16 protein-coding genes are annotated in these 18,109 nt (G+C 69.6%); 13 read left to right on the top strand and 3 right to left on the bottom strand.

Translation table 11 applies throughout. The features are described 5' to 3' along the window. The first annotated feature begins 83 nt into the window (after positions 1-83). The 8 genes from A9310_RS00505 (at position 84) to truB (ending at position 8,810) form a co-directional block, all read left to right on the top strand. Positions 84-368 (top strand): YlxR family protein, encoded by a 285-nt coding sequence (locus A9310_RS00505; RefSeq protein ID WP_058250131.1) that lies wholly within the window; start codon positions 84-86, stop codon positions 366-368. A gap of 99 nt (positions 369-467) precedes the next feature. Beyond that, positions 468-3,326, top strand: coding sequence for a translation initiation factor IF-2 (gene infB, locus A9310_RS00500; protein ID WP_065628951.1), 2,859 nt, complete (start codon positions 468-470; stop codon positions 3,324-3,326). Positions 3,327-3,426: 100 nt separating this feature from the next. Further along, complete coding sequence (gene rbfA, locus A9310_RS00495; RefSeq protein WP_065628950.1) at positions 3,427-3,882, top strand: 30S ribosome-binding factor RbfA; 456 nt, start codon at positions 3,427-3,429, stop codon at positions 3,880-3,882. Continuing rightward, complete coding sequence (locus A9310_RS00490; protein ID WP_058250134.1) at positions 3,879-4,835, top strand: bifunctional oligoribonuclease/PAP phosphatase NrnA; 957 nt, start codon at positions 3,879-3,881, stop codon at positions 4,833-4,835. The genes rbfA and A9310_RS00490 overlap by 4 nt, the downstream gene beginning before the upstream one ends. Before the next feature lie 38 nt (positions 4,836-4,873). Further along, on the top strand, positions 4,874-6,226 hold the full coding sequence (locus A9310_RS00485) for an MATE family efflux transporter (protein ID WP_175401039.1): 1,353 nt from the start codon (positions 4,874-4,876) through the stop codon (positions 6,224-6,226). Positions 6,227-6,254: 28 nt separating this feature from the next. Further along, entirely contained in the window at positions 6,255-7,256 is a 1,002-nt protein-coding gene (locus tag A9310_RS00480) for a metallophosphoesterase (protein WP_175401038.1), read from the top strand. After that, positions 7,253-7,909: a 4'-phosphopantetheinyl transferase gene (locus A9310_RS00475; protein WP_065628948.1), complete on the top strand. Its 657-nt coding sequence runs from the start codon at positions 7,253-7,255 to the stop codon at positions 7,907-7,909. The genes A9310_RS00480 and A9310_RS00475 overlap by 4 nt, the downstream gene beginning before the upstream one ends. Position 7,910: 1 nt before the next feature. Continuing rightward, positions 7,911-8,810 (top strand): tRNA pseudouridine(55) synthase TruB, encoded by a 900-nt coding sequence (truB, locus tag A9310_RS00470; RefSeq protein ID WP_065628947.1) that lies wholly within the window; start codon positions 7,911-7,913, stop codon positions 8,808-8,810. Between the two features lie 22 nt (positions 8,811-8,832). Here truB and A9310_RS00465 read toward each other — a convergent pair whose 3' ends face one another. After that, positions 8,833-9,525: a metal-dependent transcriptional regulator gene (locus A9310_RS00465; protein ID WP_065628946.1), complete on the bottom strand. Its 693-nt coding sequence runs from the start codon at positions 9,523-9,525 to the stop codon at positions 8,833-8,835. Between the two features lie 76 nt (positions 9,526-9,601). On the opposite strand from A9310_RS00465, the gene A9310_RS00460 reads away from it, so the two are divergent. The 3 genes from A9310_RS00460 (at position 9,602) to A9310_RS00450 (ending at position 13,749) form a co-directional block, all read left to right on the top strand. Then, on the top strand, positions 9,602-10,570 hold the full coding sequence (locus A9310_RS00460) for a bifunctional riboflavin kinase/FAD synthetase (protein WP_078112280.1): 969 nt from the start codon (positions 9,602-9,604) through the stop codon (positions 10,568-10,570). 120 nt (positions 10,571-10,690) lie between these two features. Continuing rightward, a complete protein-coding gene (gene rpsO / locus A9310_RS00455) occupies positions 10,691-10,960 on the top strand; it encodes a 30S ribosomal protein S15 (protein WP_004021887.1) in 270 nt (89 codons plus the stop codon). Positions 10,961-11,445: 485 nt separating this feature from the next. Then, entirely contained in the window at positions 11,446-13,749 is a 2,304-nt protein-coding gene (locus tag A9310_RS00450) for a polyribonucleotide nucleotidyltransferase (RefSeq protein ID WP_058250140.1), read from the top strand. A gap of 71 nt (positions 13,750-13,820) precedes the next feature. On the opposite strand, the gene A9310_RS00445 is transcribed toward A9310_RS00450, so the two are convergent. Further along, on the bottom strand, positions 13,821-14,561 hold the full coding sequence (locus tag A9310_RS00445; RefSeq protein ID WP_058250141.1) for a hypothetical protein: 741 nt from the start codon (positions 14,559-14,561) through the stop codon (positions 13,821-13,823). 136 nt (positions 14,562-14,697) lie between these two features. Here A9310_RS00445 and A9310_RS00440 point away from each other — a divergent pair, with 136 nt between their 5' ends. Together A9310_RS00440 and A9310_RS00435 are read left to right on the top strand one after the other, a co-directional pair. Beyond that, the gene (locus A9310_RS00440) at positions 14,698-16,179 is read left to right on the top strand and encodes a putative nucleotidyltransferase substrate binding domain-containing protein (protein ID WP_065628944.1); all 1,482 of its coding nucleotides are present in this window, start codon (positions 14,698-14,700) and stop codon (positions 16,177-16,179) included. A 6-nt stretch (positions 16,180-16,185) separates the two neighbouring features. After that, the gene (locus A9310_RS00435; protein WP_065628943.1) at positions 16,186-16,962 is read left to right on the top strand and encodes an NRDE family protein; all 777 of its coding nucleotides are present in this window, start codon (positions 16,186-16,188) and stop codon (positions 16,960-16,962) included. Here the strand turns inward: A9310_RS00435 and ald are convergent, their stop codons facing one another. Further along, positions 16,963-18,078, bottom strand: a complete 1,116-nt coding sequence (gene ald, locus A9310_RS00430) for an alanine dehydrogenase (protein WP_065628942.1) — start codon at positions 18,076-18,078, stop codon at positions 16,963-16,965. It lies immediately after the preceding gene. Between the last annotated feature and the right edge of the window lie 31 nt (positions 18,079-18,109).

The following is an 18,109-nucleotide window of genomic DNA, read 5'->3' as shown; positions in this document are numbered from 1 at the left end:
CCCCGCCGGGCCCGCTCGCGCTAGACTGATCGATGGTTCAGCGATCCGCCCCCCGTTCGCCTGCCGGCGGCACACCCATCCGGATGTGCATCGGTTGCCGGCAGCGGGCAGAGGCCGGCGAGTTGGTCCGTGTCGTCGCACAGCTGTGCGGTGACACCCCGACAGTCGTGGTCGATCCCGCGAAGACCATGCCGGGACGAGGCGCGTGGCTGCACGCGCGGTCGGAGTGCATCTCCACCGCGACGCGACGCCGGGCCTTCGCCGCGGCACTCCGGACCCCCGGTCTGACCGTGGACCCGGACGATCTCACCGAACAGCTCGGCGCGATCACCCACCAGAGGATGGCTCCCCGGAGCCGGAACAGGTAGCAGAAGACATGAGCACACCGTGAAGTCACGATGAGCATGTACCGGACTTAAATCGAGGCCGTAGCGGGTGAGCCGCTTGGCCTCCAAGTGAGGAGAGCAGTGGCAGGCAAAGCCCGCGTGCACGAACTGGCCAAAGAGCTCGGCGTCACGAGCAAGCAGGTGCTCGAGCGTCTGAAGGAGCAAGGCGAGTTCGTCAAATCGGCGTCGTCGACGGTAGAGGCCCCCGTGGCCCGTCGACTGCGTGAATCGTTCCCCGGCAAGGACGGGGGAGCCAAGGACTCCAAGTCGTCCCCGGCCCCCGGCCCGCGCCAGAGCGCCAAGCCCGGACCCAAGCCGTCCGGCAACACGAACGCACCGAAGCCCGGTGCACCCGCAACCCCGTCGGCGCCGGTCGCCGACCGTCCGAGCCCCGGCCCGCGCCCCAACGCGCCGAAGCCGGGCGCCCCCAAGCCCGCACCCGCACCGGCGGAGACCCCGGCCCCGGCGCCCGCCCCCGCGGCGGAACGTCCCAGCCCGCGTCCCGCTCCCGCGGCACCGGCGCCGCAGGCCCCGGCCGCGTCGGCAGCACCGTCTGCCCCCACGTCGAGCCCGGGTCCGCGTCCCGGCCCGAAGCCGGGTCCGCGTACGCCGCGGGTGGGCAACAACCCGTATTCGTCGGCACCGGCGCCCGCGCCGCGTCCGGCTGCCCGTCCCGGACCGGGTCAGGGCGGTCCGCGTCCCGGCGGTGGCCGTCCCGGCGCCGCCGGCCAGGGTGGTCCGCGTCCCGGTGGCGGTCGTCCCGCTCCCGGCCAGGGCGGTCCCCGTCCCAATCCCGGGAACATGCCCCCGCGGCCGAGTCCCGGCGCCATGCCGTCGCGTGCGGCCCGTCCCGACGCCCGTCCGGGTGGTCGCGGCGGTGCCGGCGGAGGCCGTGGTGGCCCCGGCGGCGGCGGTGGTTACCGCGGCGGTGGCGGCGGAGCCGGTGCACCGGGAGGACCTCCCGGTGGCGGTTTCCGCGGTCGTCCCGGCGGCGGTGGCGGTGGCGGCCGTGGACGCGGCGGCGCAGCAGGCGCCTTCGGTCGTCCCGGTGGTGCACCGCGCCGTGGTCGCAAGTCGAAGCGGGCGAAACGCGCCGAGTACGAGAACATGCAGGCACCGGCCGTCGGTGGCGTCCGACTGCCGCGCGGCAACGGCGAGATCATCCGTCTTGCCCGCGGTGCGTCGCTGTCCGACTTCGCCGACAAGATCGACGCCAACCCGGCTTCGCTGGTCCAGGCGCTGTTCAATCTCGGCGAGATGGTGACGGCGACCGAGTCGGTCAACGACGAGACGCTCGAGCTGCTCGGCTCGGAGATGAACTACCGCGTCCAGGTGGTCAGCCCCGAGGACGAGGACCGCGAGCTGCTCGACAGCTTCGACCTCACCTACGGCGAGGACGAGGGCGGCGAGGAAGACCTCGAACAGCGTCCGCCGGTGGTCACCGTCATGGGCCACGTCGATCACGGTAAGACCCGACTGCTCGACACGATCCGTAAGGCCAACGTCCGGGAGGGCGAGGCCGGCGGCATCACGCAGCACATCGGTGCCTACCAGGTGAACACCCACCTCAATGGTGAGGATCGCCTGATCACCTTCATCGACACCCCGGGTCACGAGGCGTTCACCGCCATGCGTGCCCGCGGCGCCAAGGCGACCGACATCGCGATCCTCGTGGTCGCGGCCGACGACGGCGTCATGCCGCAGACGGTGGAGGCGGTCAACCACGCCCAGGCGGCCGACGTGCCGATCGTGGTCGCGGTGAACAAGATCGACAAGGAAGGCGCCGACCCGCAGAAGATCCGCGGGCAGCTGACCGAATACGGTCTGGTCCCCGAGGAGTACGGCGGCGACGCCATGTTCGTCGACATCTCGGCCAAGCAGGGCGAGAACATCGACGCGCTGCTCGAGGCCGTCCTGCTCACCGCGGACGCGTCGCTGGACCTGCGTGCGAACCCGGACATGGACGCCCAGGGTGTCGCCATCGAGGCGCACCTCGACCGCGGCCGCGGCCCGGTGGCGACCGTGCTGGTCCAGCGCGGCACGCTCAAGGTCGGCGACTCGATCGTCGCCGGCGACGCCTACGGACGTGTCCGACGCATGGTCGACGAACACGGCGACGACGTCCCCGAGGCGCTGCCGTCGCGTCCGGTCCAGGTCATCGGCTTCACCTCGGTCCCCGGCGCAGGCGACAACCTGCTCGTGGTCGAGGAGGACCGCATCGCCCGGCAGATCGCCGACCGGCGCAACGCGCGCAAGCGCAACGCGCTGGCGGCACGCAGCCGCAAGCGGATCAGCCTGGAAGACCTGGATTCGGCTCTCAAGGAGACCAGCCAGCTCAACCTCATCCTCAAGGGTGACAACTCGGGTACGGTCGAGGCCCTCGAAGAGGCCCTGCTGAACATCGAGATGGGCGACGAGGTCTCGCTGCGGATCATCGACCGCGGTGTCGGTGGCGTCACCGAGACCAACGTCAACCTGGCCGCGGCCTCGGATGCGATCATCATCGGCTTCAACGTCCGGGCGGAGGGCAAGGCCACCGAGCTGGCCAACCGCGAGGGCGTCGACATCCGGTACTACTCGGTGATCTACCAGGCCATCGACGAGATCGAGAGCGCGCTCAAGGGCATGCTCAAGCCGATCTACGAAGAGGTGGAGCTCGGCCGCGCCGAGATCCGCGCGATCTTCAAGTCGTCGAAGGTCGGCAACATCGCCGGTTGCCTCGTGCAGTCGGGCATCATGCGGCGTAACGCCAAGGCCCGCCTGCTGCGCGACAACGTGGTGGTCGCCGAGAACCTCACCGTGTCGTCGCTCAAGCGTGAGAAGGACGATGCCACCGAGGTTCGCGAAGGCTACGAATGTGGTCTCACGCTGACCTACTCGGACATCAAGGTGGACGACGTGATCGAGACCTACGAGCTGCGGGAGAAGCCGCGCGACTGATCGCGGCGACGACCACCCTCGTACGACATCTCGACAGCTGTGGTGCGCGCCGACCGGTCTCCGGTCGGCGCGCACGCAGCGCTATGGAAGGAGTCCTGGAATGGCAGATCCGGCACGGGCTCAGCGCCTGGCCAAGCGGATCTCGTCGATCGTCGCGTCGGCGATCGCGCACGAGATCAAGGATCCGCGACTGGCGTATGTGACGGTCACCGATGCCCGGGTGACCAACGATCTCCACGATGCGACGATCTACTACACCGTGATGGGTGAATCCATCGACGCCGAACCCGACTTCGAGGCCGCGGCCGCGGGTCTGGCGAAGGCGACCGGCGTGCTGCGGTCGAAGGTCGGTGCGGGTACCGGGGTGCGCTTCACCCCGACCCTGCGCTTCGTACTCGACACGGTTCCCGATGCCGCGCGTCAGATGGAGGAGCTCGTCGCCCGCGCCCGCGCGAACGACGAACTCGTCGCCCGACGCGCTGCCGAGGCGAAGCCGGCGGGGGAGTCCGACCCGTACCGGTCGGCGGACGATGACACCACCGGTACCCGCGAGTGAGCAGTTCGTCGAGTGCGGCGATCGCCGCGACGCTGGCCTCCGCGACCGCGGTGACCATCTGCTGTCATGTCCGCCCCGATGCGGACACGATCGGCAGCGGTCTGGCGCTGGGGCTGGCACTCGACCGCCGGGGCGTCGACGTCGAGGTCTCCTACCCGGGGACCGAACAGCTCCCGGCGTCGCTCGCCGGGCTGCCCGGTGGCAAGTTGCTGTGCGCTCCCGCGCAGGTCGTCGGACACCCACTGGTGGTCGCGGTCGACGCCGCCAACCTCGAGCGGCTGGACTCGCTCGGTGAGACGTTCACCGCGGCGCAGACCTCGATCGTCATCGACCACCACGCGTCGAACCCCGGTTTCGGCGATCTCGACCTGGTGGACCCGGCCGCCGACTGCACCGCCGTGCTGGTGCTCGACGTCCTCGACGACCTGGGTGTCGAACTCGACGCCGACATCGCCACCTGCGTCTACGCCGGCCTCAGCACCGACACCGGCTCGTTCCGCTGGGCCCGTCCGGCGTCGTTCCGGGTCGCGGCCCGGCTCCTGGAGACCGGCGTCGACACACGGAAGTGGAGCCGGATCCTGTTCGACTCCCATCCGTTCGCCTGGTTCTCGATGATGTCGGGTGTCCTGGCGTCGGCGCAGCTCGTACCGACCGCCTGCGACGGTGAGGGTCTGGTGTACGCCGTGGTCGACCAGCAGGCGCTGGCCGGGATGAGCTGGGAGGAGTCCGAGAGCGTCGTGGACACCATCCGGACCGCCCGTGAGGCCGAGGTGGCAGCGGTGTTCAAGGAGGGCGAGCCGGGTGTCTGGACGGTCTCGCTGCGGTCCAAGGACATCGTCGATCTCGTACCGATCGCCCGGGCGCACGGCGGCGGCGGGCATCGTCAGGCCTCCGGGTACAGCGACACCGGTACCGCCGACGAGGTGGTCGCCAGGTTGCTGGAGTCGCTCTGAGCCTCGCGTCGGAGCCGGATGCCGGGGACGCCCCGGGCGTGGCACGCATCGCCACCCTCACCGTCTCGGCTCTCGCCGTCCTCATCGCGCCGCCGCTGTACCTCCTGCTGGACCTGGCGGTCGTCGGACGCCTCGGCGGCGAACAACTGGCCGCTCTCGGCGTCGGCACCCTGGTGCTCTCGATCGTCAGCACGCAGCTGACCTTCCTGTCCTACGGCACCACCGCCCGCTCCGCGCGTCGCTTCGGCTCCGGTGACCGGCCCGGCGCCGTCGTCGAAGGCGTGCAGGCGAGCTGGATAGCCGTGGCGGTCGGCGTCCTGATCGTCGCCGTCGCCTACCCGTGCGCCCCGGTCGTGATGCGTCTGCTGGTCGGGACGTCGTCGCCGGAGTCCGCCGCGGTGGCCGAGGATGCGGCGGGCTGGCTGCGGATCGCGATGTTCGGCGTTCCGCTGATCCTGCTGTCGATGGCCGGGAACGGGTGGATGCGCGGCGTTCAGGACACTCGCCGTCCCGTCGTCTACGTCGTGGTCGGGTTGTCCCTCGCCGCGGTTCTCGTCGTCGGACTGGTCCACGGCGTCGGCCCGTTCCCGCGTCTCGGTCTCGACGGCAGCGCGGTGGCCAACGTGATCGGACAGGGTGTGATGGGCGTGCTGTTCGCCGTGCGGGTGGTCCGCGAGGCACGGCGGGTCGCCGTGGGTGCCGGCCACGGGCCCGGCTCGCGCGCCTTCGCACCCGACTGGTCGATCATCCGCGCGCAACTGGTCATGGCGCGGGATCTCATCGTGCGCAGTCTGTCGTTCCAGATCTGCTTCGTCTCGGCGGCCGCGGTCGCGGCGCGATTCGGGGTCGCCCAGGTGGCGGCGCACCAGCTCGTGCTGCAGCTGTGGGAGTTCATGGCTCTGTTCCTCGACTCGGTGGCCATCGCCGCCCAGGCGCTGGTGGGCGCGGCGCTGGGAGCGGGACGACTCGGCGCAGCCGACTCCGTCGCCCGGCGCGTCACCGCGGTGTCCGTGTTCGCCGCCACCGCGATGGCTGCCCTCTTCGCGGCCGGTGCGACGCTGATCCCGCGTATCTTCACCTCCGACGCCGCCGTCCTCGACGCCGTCGGGGTGCCCTGGTGGTTCTTCGTCGGCATGTTGCCGATCGCCGGCGTGGTCTTCGCGCTCGACGGCGTGCTCCTCGGCAGCGGCGACGCCGCCTTCCTGCGCACCGCGACCCTCGCCGGCGCCCTCATCGGGTTCCTGCCGCTGATCTGGCTGTCGCTCGTGTTCGACTGGGGACTCGCGGGTGTGTGGTCCGGCCTGGTGGTGTTCATGCTCGTGCGTCTGGCCACCGTGGTGTGGCGGATCCGGTCCGGCCGGTGGCGCCGGGCAGGTGCGGTCCGCGCCTGATCGCGGTCCTCTGGCACGATGGATCCTCGTGGCTACTCTGTGGGCGATCAGCGATCTGCACATCGCACATCGGGGCAACGAGCACATCATCGACAGCATCCGGCCGACGTCGCCGGACGACTGGCTCATCGTCGCCGGTGACGTCGCCGAACGCACCGACGACATCGTCGACACCCTGCGTCGTCTGCGGGCGAGGTTCGCCACCGTCGTGTGGGTCCCGGGCAACCACGAGCTGTACACGACGGCGAAGGACCCGCTGCAGGTGTTCGGGGTCGCGCGGTACGACTACCTCGTCCAGGCCTGCCGCGATATCGGCGTGGTGACCCCGGAGGACATCTACCCGCTGTTCGATCCGGGCGATGGCTCCGATCCCGTCCGCGTGGTCCCGATGTTCCTGCTCTACGACTACACCTTCCGCCCGGAGGGCACGGCCAACAAACTGACCGCGCTCGCGCTCGCCCGGGAACGCAATGTGGTGGCCACCGACGAGTTCCTGCTGTCGCCCGAGCCGTTCCCAACCCGGGACGCCTGGGGCCGGGCGCGGATCGAGATCACCCGGCGTCGGCTGCAGGCCATCGACCCCGCCGAGAAGACGGTCCTCATCAATCACTGGCCGCTGCGCCGCGAACCGTGTGACGCGCTCATCTATCCGGAGTTCGCGCTGTGGTGCGGCAGCGAGCTGACCGCCGACTGGCATACCGAGTTCAACGCGGCCTGCTGCGTGTACGGACACCTGCACATCCCCCGGACCACCTGGTACGACGGCATCCGGTTCGAGGAGGTGTCGGTCGGCTACCCGCGGGAGTGGAAGCGCCGGGGACTCCCGAACCCCCTGATGCGCAACATCGTTCCCGGAGACGGCCTCGGCGCGTCCGATCTGCCCGAGCACGGCGTCCGGTTCGATCTGCCGCCCGACTACGCCGAACGCGCCGCCGAGTTCCGGCAGCGGGTCGAGCAGCGGCAGGCGGAACGACGAACACGGCAGGCCGAGCGGCAAGCCGAACGGCAAGCGCGAGAGGACAACCGATGATCGAACAACTCCTGCCGGCCGGCGTCGCCTCGGCGGAGGCGTTCGCCGATCCACCGGATCTCGTCCTGCTGCCGGCCGAGCAGAGCCTGATCTCGCGCGCGGTGGAGAAGCGTCGTCGCGAGTTCACCACCGTTCGGCACTGCGCCCGGCAGGCGCTGGGGGCGCTGGGTCACGAGCCCGTCCCGATCCTCAAGGGGGACAAGGGGGCACCCGTGTGGCCGGCCGGGATCGTGGGCAGCCTCACCCACTGCGACGGTTACCGCGCCGCGACGGTCGCCTACGCGATGTCGGTGCGTTCCCTCGGCATCGATGCCGAGCCGCACGACCGCCTGCCCGACGGTGTGCTCGAGCACACCAGCCTGCCCGCCGAGCGCGAGGTGCTCGCGACCCGGTCGGGTGACCTGCACTGGGACCGGCTGCTGTTCTGCGCCAAGGAGGCCACCTACAAGGCCTGGTTCCCGGTCGCCAAGCGCTGGTTGGGCTTCGAGGACGCCCACATCACCTTCGAACAGTCCACCCCGACGTCGGGGACGTTCACCTCCCGCATCCTCATCGACCCGGCCGCCGCCGACGGTGGGCCGCCGCTGCTGGAGTTCTCCGGACGCTGGCTGGTCGAGCGCGGCATCATCACCACCACGATCGCGCTGACCTGACGTGGCCGACGCAACCATCGAGAACGCCGGCCTACTCGTCGTCGACAAGCCGGCCGGGATGACCAGCCATGATGTCGTCTCCCGATGCCGGAAGATCTTCAACACCCGCCGCGTCGGGCACGCCGGCACCCTCGACCCGATGGCCACCGGGGTCCTGGTCGTCGGGATCGAGCGGGCCACAAAGCTTCTCGGACTGCTGTCGCTGACGACGAAGTCGTACACGGCGACGATCCGACTCGGCGCGTCCACCACGACCGACGACCGCGAAGGCGAGATCCTCGACACGGCAGACGCATCCGGGGTCCTCGACGCCGACATCGCCACGGCCATGGCCGATCTCACCGGTGACATCCAGCAGGTCCCGGCGAAGGTCAGCGCCATCAAGGTCGACGGCCGGCGAGCGCACGCACTGGTGCGGACGGGAGCCGACTTCGACCTCGCGCCGCGCCCGGTCACCGTGTCCCGCTTCGAGTTGCTCGACGCCCGGCGCGACGCGGCGTTCGTCGATCTCGATGTGGCCGTTGACTGTTCGTCGGGCACGTACATCCGGTCACTGGCGCGCGATCTCGGCGCCGCGCTCGGGGTCGGCGGGCACCTGACCGAACTCCGGCGGACGGCGGTCGGCCCGTTCACCCTCGACCACGCGCGAACACTCGACGACGTCCGCGACGAGCCGCGCGTCAGCCTCGACATCGACGAGGCGGTCAAGATCTCGTTCCCGCGTCGCGACATCGACGACGACGAGGCCGAGTCGATCAGTCAGGGTCGATGGCTGGAGCCGATCGGCCGCAAGGAGATCTATGTCGTCGTCGATCCGCGGGAACAGGCGATCGCGCTGATCCAGGAAAAGGGTCGCCGCGCGAGCTCGGTGATGGTGGTGCGGCCGGCGACTCTGCGCTGACGCGCCCTGCCGAAGAAACGGGTCAGCCGCGCGGGACGACGAAGATGGCGCGCGCGGCGATGTCGCCGAGGTCGATGGGATCGCCGTCGTCGAGCGACACCGAGATCGTGCCCGCGAACGGGCGCTTCTCGGCGACGGTCACCACACAGTCGAGGGCGACGCCCACCTGGTCGAAGTAGCGCAGCATCTCGGGATCGGTGTCGGAGATCCGGGCGATGGCGCCCGACGCCCCGACCTCCAGGTCAGCCAGGAGCGCCGCGTCCGGTGCGGGGATCGAGCCGTCGAGTGCGGGAATCGGGTCGCCGTGCGGATCCCGGTCGGGGAAGCCGAGTTTCGCATCGAGCCGGGCCATCAGCCGGTCGGACACCGCGTGTTCGAGGATCTCCGCCTCGTCGTGGACCTCATCCCAGCGGTAGCCCAGCTCGCGCACCAGGAAGGTCTCGATCAGCCGGTGGCGGCGCACCATCAGGACTGCGGCGGACCGGCCCGCGGCGGTGAGGGTGACCGCGCCGTACGGTTCGTGCGAGACGAAGCCCTGGTCGGCGAGTTTGCGGATCGCCTCCGACGCGGTCGATGCGGACACGCCGAGGGATTGAGCCAGCAGCTTGGTGGTGACCTTGACGTCTTCCCACTCCTGGCTGGTCCAGATCACTTTCAGATAGTCCTGGGTCACCTGTGACAGTTCTGTCACCGGACGATCCGTTCCCCGAGGCATGACCAAGAGCTTAACCCCACCGCAAACGCGAGTGGCGGTGGTGGTTTGGAACACCGGGTGCCCGTAGTCTGGTCGCGTGTTGCGTTGGCGAGGTCTGGACGACATCCCCGCGGGCTGGGGACGGTGCGTGGTCACCATAGGTGTCTTCGACGGTGTTCACCGGGGACATGCCGAGCTCATCAACGCCGCCACGAAGGCGGCGAAGGAGCACGGCGTCCCGGCGGTGCTGATGACGTTCGACCCGCACCCGTCCGAGGTGGTCCGCCCGGGATCCCATCCGCCGCAACTGACGACGCTGACACGACGCGCCGAGCTGGCCGAGGAGCTCGGCATCGACGTCTTCTGCGTCATGCCGTTCACACCCGAACTCGCCGCCCGGTCGCCCAAGGACTTCGCCCACGACATCCTCGTGGAGACGTTGCACGCGGCCGTCGTGGTCGTCGGCGACAACTTCACGTTCGGACGCAAGGCGGCCGGCGACGTGGCCAAGCTCGCCGAACTCGGTGGGAAGTTCGGCTTCTCGGTGGAATCGGTCTCGCTGTTCGGTGAACATGCGGTGACCTTCTCGTCGACCTACATCCGCTCGTGTGTCGCGGCCGGTGACGTCGACCGCGCGACCGAGGCGCTCGGCCGTCCGCATCGGGTCGAGGGAGTGGTGGTGCGCGGCGACGGCCGTGGCCGCGACCTCGGATACCCGACGGCCAACGTGGCCCCGCCGATGTACGCCGCCATCCCCGCCGACGGCGTCTACGCCGCCTGGTTCACGATCCTGGGCGCGGGTCCGGTCGTCGGCGAGGTCGAACCGGGGGAGCGCTACCAGGCCGCGGTGTCGGTCGGCACCAACCCCACCTTCTCCGGCCGCACCCGAACGGTCGAGGCGTTCGTCCTGGACAAGAGCGCCGACCTCTACGGGCAGCACGTCGCCGTCGACTTCGTGCACCGCATCCGCGGGATGGAACAGTTCGACGGGGTCGACGACCTGATCACCGCCATGGGCGACGACGTGACGAAGACGCGCGAGATCCTGGCGGCGGCCGAGGGCTGAGCCCGGTGGATTTGGGCCGGGTGCCACCCGGGCGGTAGCCTGATCAGTCGGTGTTGCTGCAGTCCGCGGTGGCGCACCGTGGTTGTTTCGGACGCGGTACTGAGAAACAGGAGTATCTCCATGGCTTTGACTGTCGAGCAGAAGAAGGAAATCCTCGCCGAGTACGGTCTGCACGAGACCGACACCGGCTCGCCCGAGGCCCAGGTCGCGATGCTGACCAAGCGCATCACCGACCTCACCGAGCACCTGAAGCAGCACAAGCACGATCACCACAGCCGCCGCGGTCTGCTGCTGCTGGTCGGCCGTCGCCGTCGTCTGTTGAAGTACGTCGCCAAGGTCGACATCAACCGCTACCGTTCGCTCATCGAGCGTCTCGGCCTCCGTCGCTGACTCCACCGTCGCTGATCTCCCGACTTCCACCGGCCGCCCCCGAAACGGGGGCGGCCGGTTTGTCGTATCGGGGGTCGTCGTATTGAGGTATCGACAGTCGGCGGTGATACGCTGACAGACGGATCGTGCCGGAACTCGAGGCAGTGCGGAACGACCAGCCAGATCGGTCCTCGGTAGTGGCCGCCGGAACCCTCGCCCGGGCAACCCTCGGGCGCGCAGGATTCCGGCCGCTTCGATCGAAGGCCGTCTGAGCACTCAGCCGGCGCAGACACGCTGCGCCATTCACCGTGCTGCCGCACATTCTCGGCGCGTTCTGGGTAGGTCCGATCCGCGCGTGCGCTGCTGTGCGAGCTCACTCGACGTGACACGTGAGTTCGTGCTGCGCACCTCCGCGAAGGCCACCCCCAACCGCACAAGCGGCCACCTTCTCGTGGCCGCGTCAGACGGCCGCCACCGGCAGCCGCTACGAAGGGATTCCGCCCCACATGACAGATGTGAACACCACCGAAGACTTCGCCGACGACTACGACGACGCGATCACCGAGGCGACCGCCGTCATCGACAACGGGAGCTTCGGCACCCGCACGATCCGGTTCGAGACCGGACGCCTCGCGCTGCAGGCCGCCGGTTCGGTGACCGCCTACCTCGACGACGAGAACATGCTGCTCTCGACCACCGCGGCGTCGAAGCACCCGAAGGAGCACTTCGACTTCTTCCCGCTGACCGTGGACGTCGAGGAGCGGATGTACGCCGCGGGCCGCATCCCCGGATCGTTCTTCCGTCGCGAGGGCCGCCCCTCGACCGACGCGATCCTGACCTGCCGTCTCATCGACCGTCCGCTGCGTCCGTCGTTCGTCGACGGTCTGCGCAACGAGATCCAGGTCGTCGTGACCGTCCTCTCGCTGAACCCGAACGACCTCTACGACGTCGTCGCGATCAACGCCGCGTCCGCCTCCACCCAGCTCGCGGGTCTCCCGTTCTCCGGTCCGGTCGGCGGCGTGCGTGTCGCGCTCATCCCGACCGAGGAGAACAAGGCCGGCCAGTGGGTGGCGTTCCCGACCGTCGAGCAGCTCGAGGGCGCCGTGTTCGACATGGTCGTCGCGGGCCGCATCGTCGCCGGCTCCGGTGACAGCGCCGATGTCGCGATCATGATGGTCGAGGCCGAGGCCACCGACAACGTCATCGACCTCATCGCCGGCGGCGCGCAGGCACCGACCGAGGCGATCGTCGCCGAGGGCCTCGAAGCCGCCAAGCCGTTCATCGCCCGCCTCTGCGAGGCGCAGAAGTCCCTGGCCGCCGCCGCGGCCAAGGAGACGGCCGAGTTCCCGCTGTACCCGGCGTACCAGTCGGATGCCTACGACGCGGTGGCGGCTGCCGCCACCGATCGCCTGTCGGAGATCCTGACGATCGCCGGCAAGCAGGAGCGCGACGACAAGACCGACGAGCTCAAGGCCGACGTCCTCGAGCAGCTCGGCGAGCAGTTCGCGGGCCGCGAGAAGGAGATCGGCGGGGCCTACCGGTCGCTGACCAAGAAGCTCGTCCGGCAGCGCATCTTGACCGACCACTTCCGCATCGACGGCCGCGGCATCACCGACATCCGTGCACTCTCGGCCGAGGTCGCGATCATCCCGCGCGCCCACGGCAGTGCGCTGTTCGAGCGCGGCGAGACCCAGATCATGGGTGTCACCACACTCGACATGGTCAAGATGGCGCAGCAGATCGACTCGCTCGGACCCGAGACGTCCAAGCGGTACATGCACCACTACAACTTCCCGCCGTACTCGACCGGTGAGACCGGTCGCGTCGGATCGCCCAAGCGTCGCGAGATCGGCCACGGTGCGCTCGCCGAGCGTGCCCTGATGCCGGTGCTGCCGAGCGTCGAGGACTTCCCGTACGCGATCCGCCAGGTGTCCGAGGCACTGAGCTCCAACGGTTCGACCTCGATGGGCTCGGTCTGTGCGTCGACCATGTCGCTGCTGAATGCCGGTGTGCCGCTGCGCGCCCCGGTCGCCGGCATCGCCATGGGCCTCGTCTCCGACACCGTCGACGGCGAAACCCGTTATGTCGCACTGACCGACATCCTCGGCGCCGAGGATGCCTTCGGCGACATGGACTTCAAGGTCGCGGGCACCAAGGACTTCGTCACCGCCCTGCAGCTCGACACCAAGCTCGACGGCATCCCGTCGCAGGTGCTCGCGGGTGCGCTCAGCCAGGCCAAGGACGCCCGACTGACCATCCTCGACGTCATGGCCGAGGCCATCGACGAGCCCGACGAGATGAGCCCGTTCGCGCCGCGGATCACCACCATCAAGATCCCGATGGACAAGATCGGCGAGCTGATCGGCCCGAAGGGCAAGACGATCAACGGCATCACCGAGGAGACCGGCGCCAACGTCTCCATCGAGGACGACGGCACCGTGTTCGTCGGCGCGGCCGACGGTCCGTCCGCGCAGGCGGCGATCGACCGCATCAACGCGATCGCCAACCCGCAGCTGCCCAAGGTCGGGGAGCGCTTCCTGGGCACCGTCGTCAAGACCACCGCATTCGGCGCCTTCGTGTCGCTGCTCCCGGGTCGCGACGGCCTCGTGCACATCTCGAAGCTCGGCAAGGGCAAGCGCATCAACAAGGTCGAGGACGTGGTCAACGTGGGCTCCAAGCTCCGCGTCGAGATCGCCGACATCGACGAGCGCGGCAAGATCAGCCTCGTCCCGGTCGACGACGACGCCGACAAGGCCGACGCGCCCGCCCCCGACGCGGTCAAGGATGACGCGGTGAAGGCCGACGCCTGATCTGAGAACGACCCACCGGGGCCCGCCGTCCATTGCGGACGGCGGGCCCCGGTGTCGTCTGGAAGCCGGCGTCAGGATCGGTCGGCGGTGTCGAAGCTGATCTCGAAGCCGTCGGTCCAGGCCGACCCGGATCCGGCGATCTGCTCGTAGAGGCCTTCGATGGTCTGGGCCGTCGAGATCGCCTGGTCGGGGTTCTGCGTGCCGAAGTTGCCGCTCGAGGAGATCCCGACGAGGACATACCGTCCGCCACGGGTCTCCTGGTACCACGGTGAACCCGAATCCCCGCCGAGGACGACGAGTTCGGCGTTGACGAGACGATGCTCGGGCGCGGCGTCCTGATGCAGCAGGGCGGTCACGGTGCCGACGGTCGTCCCGGTGCGTTCGCCGGTCTTGGCGACCGGTTCGCCGACCTCGGGGTCGGCCGCCGTAGCGAAGACGGGGTCCACCTCCCAGTCGTCCTCGATCGCGATGACGGTGTAACCGCGGGGATCGGCGAGCGTGATCGACCCGTCGGGGGTGCCGCCGTCGTCCTGCCAGTCCACGACCTCACCGATCGTCTCGCCGTCGGTGGTGGTGACCTCGTCGCCGACGCCCTCGGCGCAGTGCCCGGCCGTGACGGCGAGACGGTCACCGTCGGCGTTGGTCCCGAAGAACCCGATGGAACACAGGCCGTCGCCGATCAGGATGCCCTGGCCGGCGGTGAGTGTGTCGGCGTACTCGGGCGTGATGGCGGCTGCGGGGGCGGTCGTGCCCATTGCCACGGCCAGAGCGGCCAGCAGGGTGGTCGCGGCGGCGACGTGCGGCTTGATCATCGGGGGTCCTTTGCTCCGAGAGGGTGTCTGCTCCCTTCGAGCCGAACCCRGGCCCCGCGGTGTGCCGGCCGGACTCCGAATCATTCGACCGGCCGACGGTCTTCGCAGACCCCGGGCCCGCCTAGACTCTGCAGACATGGCCGGTGAGGAGAAGCCGCAGCTGACGGTGGCGCGGCGTCGGGACGCCGGCGGGATCTCGGCGGCGAGCGCCGTGGCCGAACTGCTCCGCACCGCACCGGTGATCGGCCGGGCCGACATGACCGTCCGCCAGGCGGCCGCGTTGATGACCGAGCGCGGACAGGACTACGTGGTGATCCCGCTGCCGGACCGGAGCTTCGGCGTGCTGACCGACGGCGACATCCGGGCCGAGGTGGTCGCGGCCGGCCGCAGCGTCGACACCTCGGTCGGGGAGATCGTCACGGAACCGGCGTTCGTCGTCGATGCCGGTGCGGCGTCGATGGACGTGCTGACCGAGCTCGTCGACCGCGATCTGGCGATCGTCCCCGTCCGTGGCGCCGACGGCGAGGTGATCGGTGTCGTCGGGGCGGGGGATTTCGTCGCCGACCCCGTCGGTGCGGGCATCCCGCTGCGCGAACAGATCCGACGTTCGATCGACGTCGAGGAGCTGCAGGGGCATGCGCGCAGGCTGCCGCAGTTCGTGGCCGACCAGGTTCGCCGGGACCGACCGCCGTACGAGATCTCGCGCGCGGCGTCCATGATCGTCGACGCGGTCGTCGGTCGCGCGCTCGATGTCGTCCTGACCGCACATCCCGAACTCGATCCCGCGGCGTTCACCTGGTTGTCGCTGGGCAGCAACGCCCGTCGGGAACCGGTGCTGAGCTCGGACGTGGATTCGGCTGTCTCCTTCGACGATTCGGCCGGCGGCGAGATCGAACGCTATCGGGCAGCCTTCGGTGAGGTCGACGAGGTGTTGCGGAACGCGGGACTGCGGGTCGACGACAACGGCGCCGTCGCGTCGAAGCCGCTGTTCGCGCGGACCCACACGCAGTGGCAGACGGCGGCGCGAGCGTGGATCGATGATCCGCTCGCCGGCAAGGGCATGATCTTCACATCGCTGATGCTCGACGGCCGGCCTGTCCGCGGGCGCGCCGCGGTGTCGGCGACGCCTGCGGTCGCGATGATCGCCGGGTTGCGGTGCGACCCGCGGACGATGAATCTGCTGCTGGCCGAAACCCTTTCGACGCGTGCCCGGTTGCGGTCCCGGCGGGATGTGTTGACCGGTCGGGGCAACATCGTCGACATCAAGGGGCATGCGGTGACACCGCTCGTCAACATCGCGCGGTGGGCCGCGGTCACTGTGGGTTCGACCGACGTCGACACCCGCGGCCGTCTGCGCGCGGCGTCCGGCAGCGAGATGTTGCCGACCGATCAGGCGTCGACGCTCATCGAGGTCTTCGAGGTGCTGCAGCGCGTTCGGCTGCGATATCAGGTCGCACAGTTCGACAACGGTGATCCGCCCGGCGATCGGTTCGATGTCAGGCAGTTGTCCCCGCTGGACCGCAGCCTGCTCGGGCAAGCGGTCCGCGAGATCGCCGGAGTGCAGCGCCGCATGTCGACCATGAGCCGACTTCTTCCCGGACCCGAGCAGGTGACCTGAATCCCGATGTGCCTGATCCTTTTTGCGTGGAACGCGCACCCCACTCAGCGGTTGATCGTGGCCGCCAATCGGGACGAGCAGCACCGTCGCCGCACCTTCGCGCTGTCGCACTGGGACGACCTGCCGATCCTCGGCGGTCGCGATGCCGTCGCCGGCGGTACGTGGATGGCTGTCTCGGCCGAGGTCCCCGACCGGGTGGCCATGGTCACGAACGTCCGGGTCGGGCCGGCTCGACGGGCCGGAATCCGTTCGCGCGGACAGCTTCCCGTGGACTATCTGGTCGGCGACGACGACCCGAAGGTGTACGCTCACCGGGTCCTCGACGATGCGGCGGCGTACGATCCGGTGAATCTGCTCGTCGCCGATCGGGACGAGCTGTGGTGGATGACCAACTGGCCGGAACCGCGCGCCGAGCGGGTGGCCGACGGCGTGCACGGTCTGTCCAACGGCGCCCTGGACAACGACTGGCCTAAGGTCGTCGACGGCGCGGCGGCGTTGAGTGGTCTGGTCGAGGCAGACGGCGGCGGGTCGGCTGGGTCTCCGGACGAGTCCTACTTCGCCATGCTGGCCGACCAGGATCGGCCGGACCCGACGCGTCTGCCCGACACCGGCGTCGGACCCGAGGCCGAGGCGGCGCTGTCGCCGATGTTCATCAACATCTCCGGGTACGGCACCCGGGCATCGACCCTGCTGCTCGTCGGGTACGACGGCCACGGATCGATGACCGAGCGCCGCTACGGCTGGCGGGGCCGACGCCGCGGAACCACCACGCTGACGTTCTGATCAGTTGTGCGCGAAGGGGTTCGGCGACACGTCCAGGTCGAGTGCGGCGCCGACCTCGGCGGTGAACAGTTGACCTTGCCGCGTGCTCAGTCCCGAGGCGAGTGCCGGGTCGGCTGCGCACGCCTGCTCCGTTCCCGAGTCGGCCAGCCGGAGGACGTAGGGGAGGGTCGCACCGGTGAGCGCCTGTGTCGACGTACGCGCGACGTTGCCAGGCATGTTCGCGACGCAGTAGAAGACGGTGTCGTGGACGGCGAAGGTCGGGTCGTCGTGGGTGGTGGGTCGAGAGTCCTCGAAGCAGCCGCCCTGGTCGATCGCGACGTCGACGAGCACCGCGCCCGGCTTCATCTGGGCGACCGTGCCGTTCGAGACGAGGACCGGTGCCTTGGCGCCCGGCACGAGGACGGCTCCGATGACGAGGTCGGCACCGACGACCGCCTCCTCGACCGCCAGGGCCGTGCTGTACCGGGTGTGGACGCGGCCGCCGAAGCGGGCGTCGATCGATCGGAGTTTGGCGATGTCGATGTCGAAGACGGTGACCTGGGCGCCCATGCCGAGCGCGATCTGCGCCGCGTTCACGCCGCTGACGCCACCGCCGAGAACGACCACGTCGGCGGGCTCGGTTCCCGGCACGCCACCCATGAGTACGCCCCGACCGCCCGCCGAACGCATCAGGTGATAGGCACCCACCTGCGGTGCGAGGCGTCCGGCGACCTCGCTCATCGGGGCCAGCAACGGGAGCGCGCCGTCGGCGGTCCGGACCATCTCGTAGGCGATGGAGGTGATGCCCGACGCCAGCAACGCGTCGGTGCAGGCCCTGCCGGCGGCCAGGTGCAGGTAGGTGAACAGCGTCTGATCCCGGCGCATCAGCGCGAACTCCGAGGCGATCGGTTCCTTGACCTTCAGCAGTAGTTCGGCCTGCTCCCAGACCGCGGCGGCGGTTCCCAGGATCTGTGCACCGGCGGCCTTGAAGTCGTTGTCGGCAATGGCGGATCCCTCGCCCGCGCCGGCCTGGACGATCACGTCGTGGCCGCGCTGGTGGAGTTCGGCGACGCCGGCGGGGGTGATGGCCACGCGGTATTCGTGATTCTTGATCTCGGTAGGGATGCCGATGCGCATGATGACTCCGTCGGGTTGTGGTCTCCTGAAC

Origin of the sequence: Gordonia sp. UCD-TK1 (genome assembly GCF_001691435.1) — a bacterium.
GTDB lineage: Bacteria > Actinomycetota > Actinomycetes > Mycobacteriales > Mycobacteriaceae > Gordonia > Gordonia hongkongensis.
Note: the sequence above shows the minus strand (reverse complement) of the source record. Positions and strands in the feature narration are given on the sequence as shown.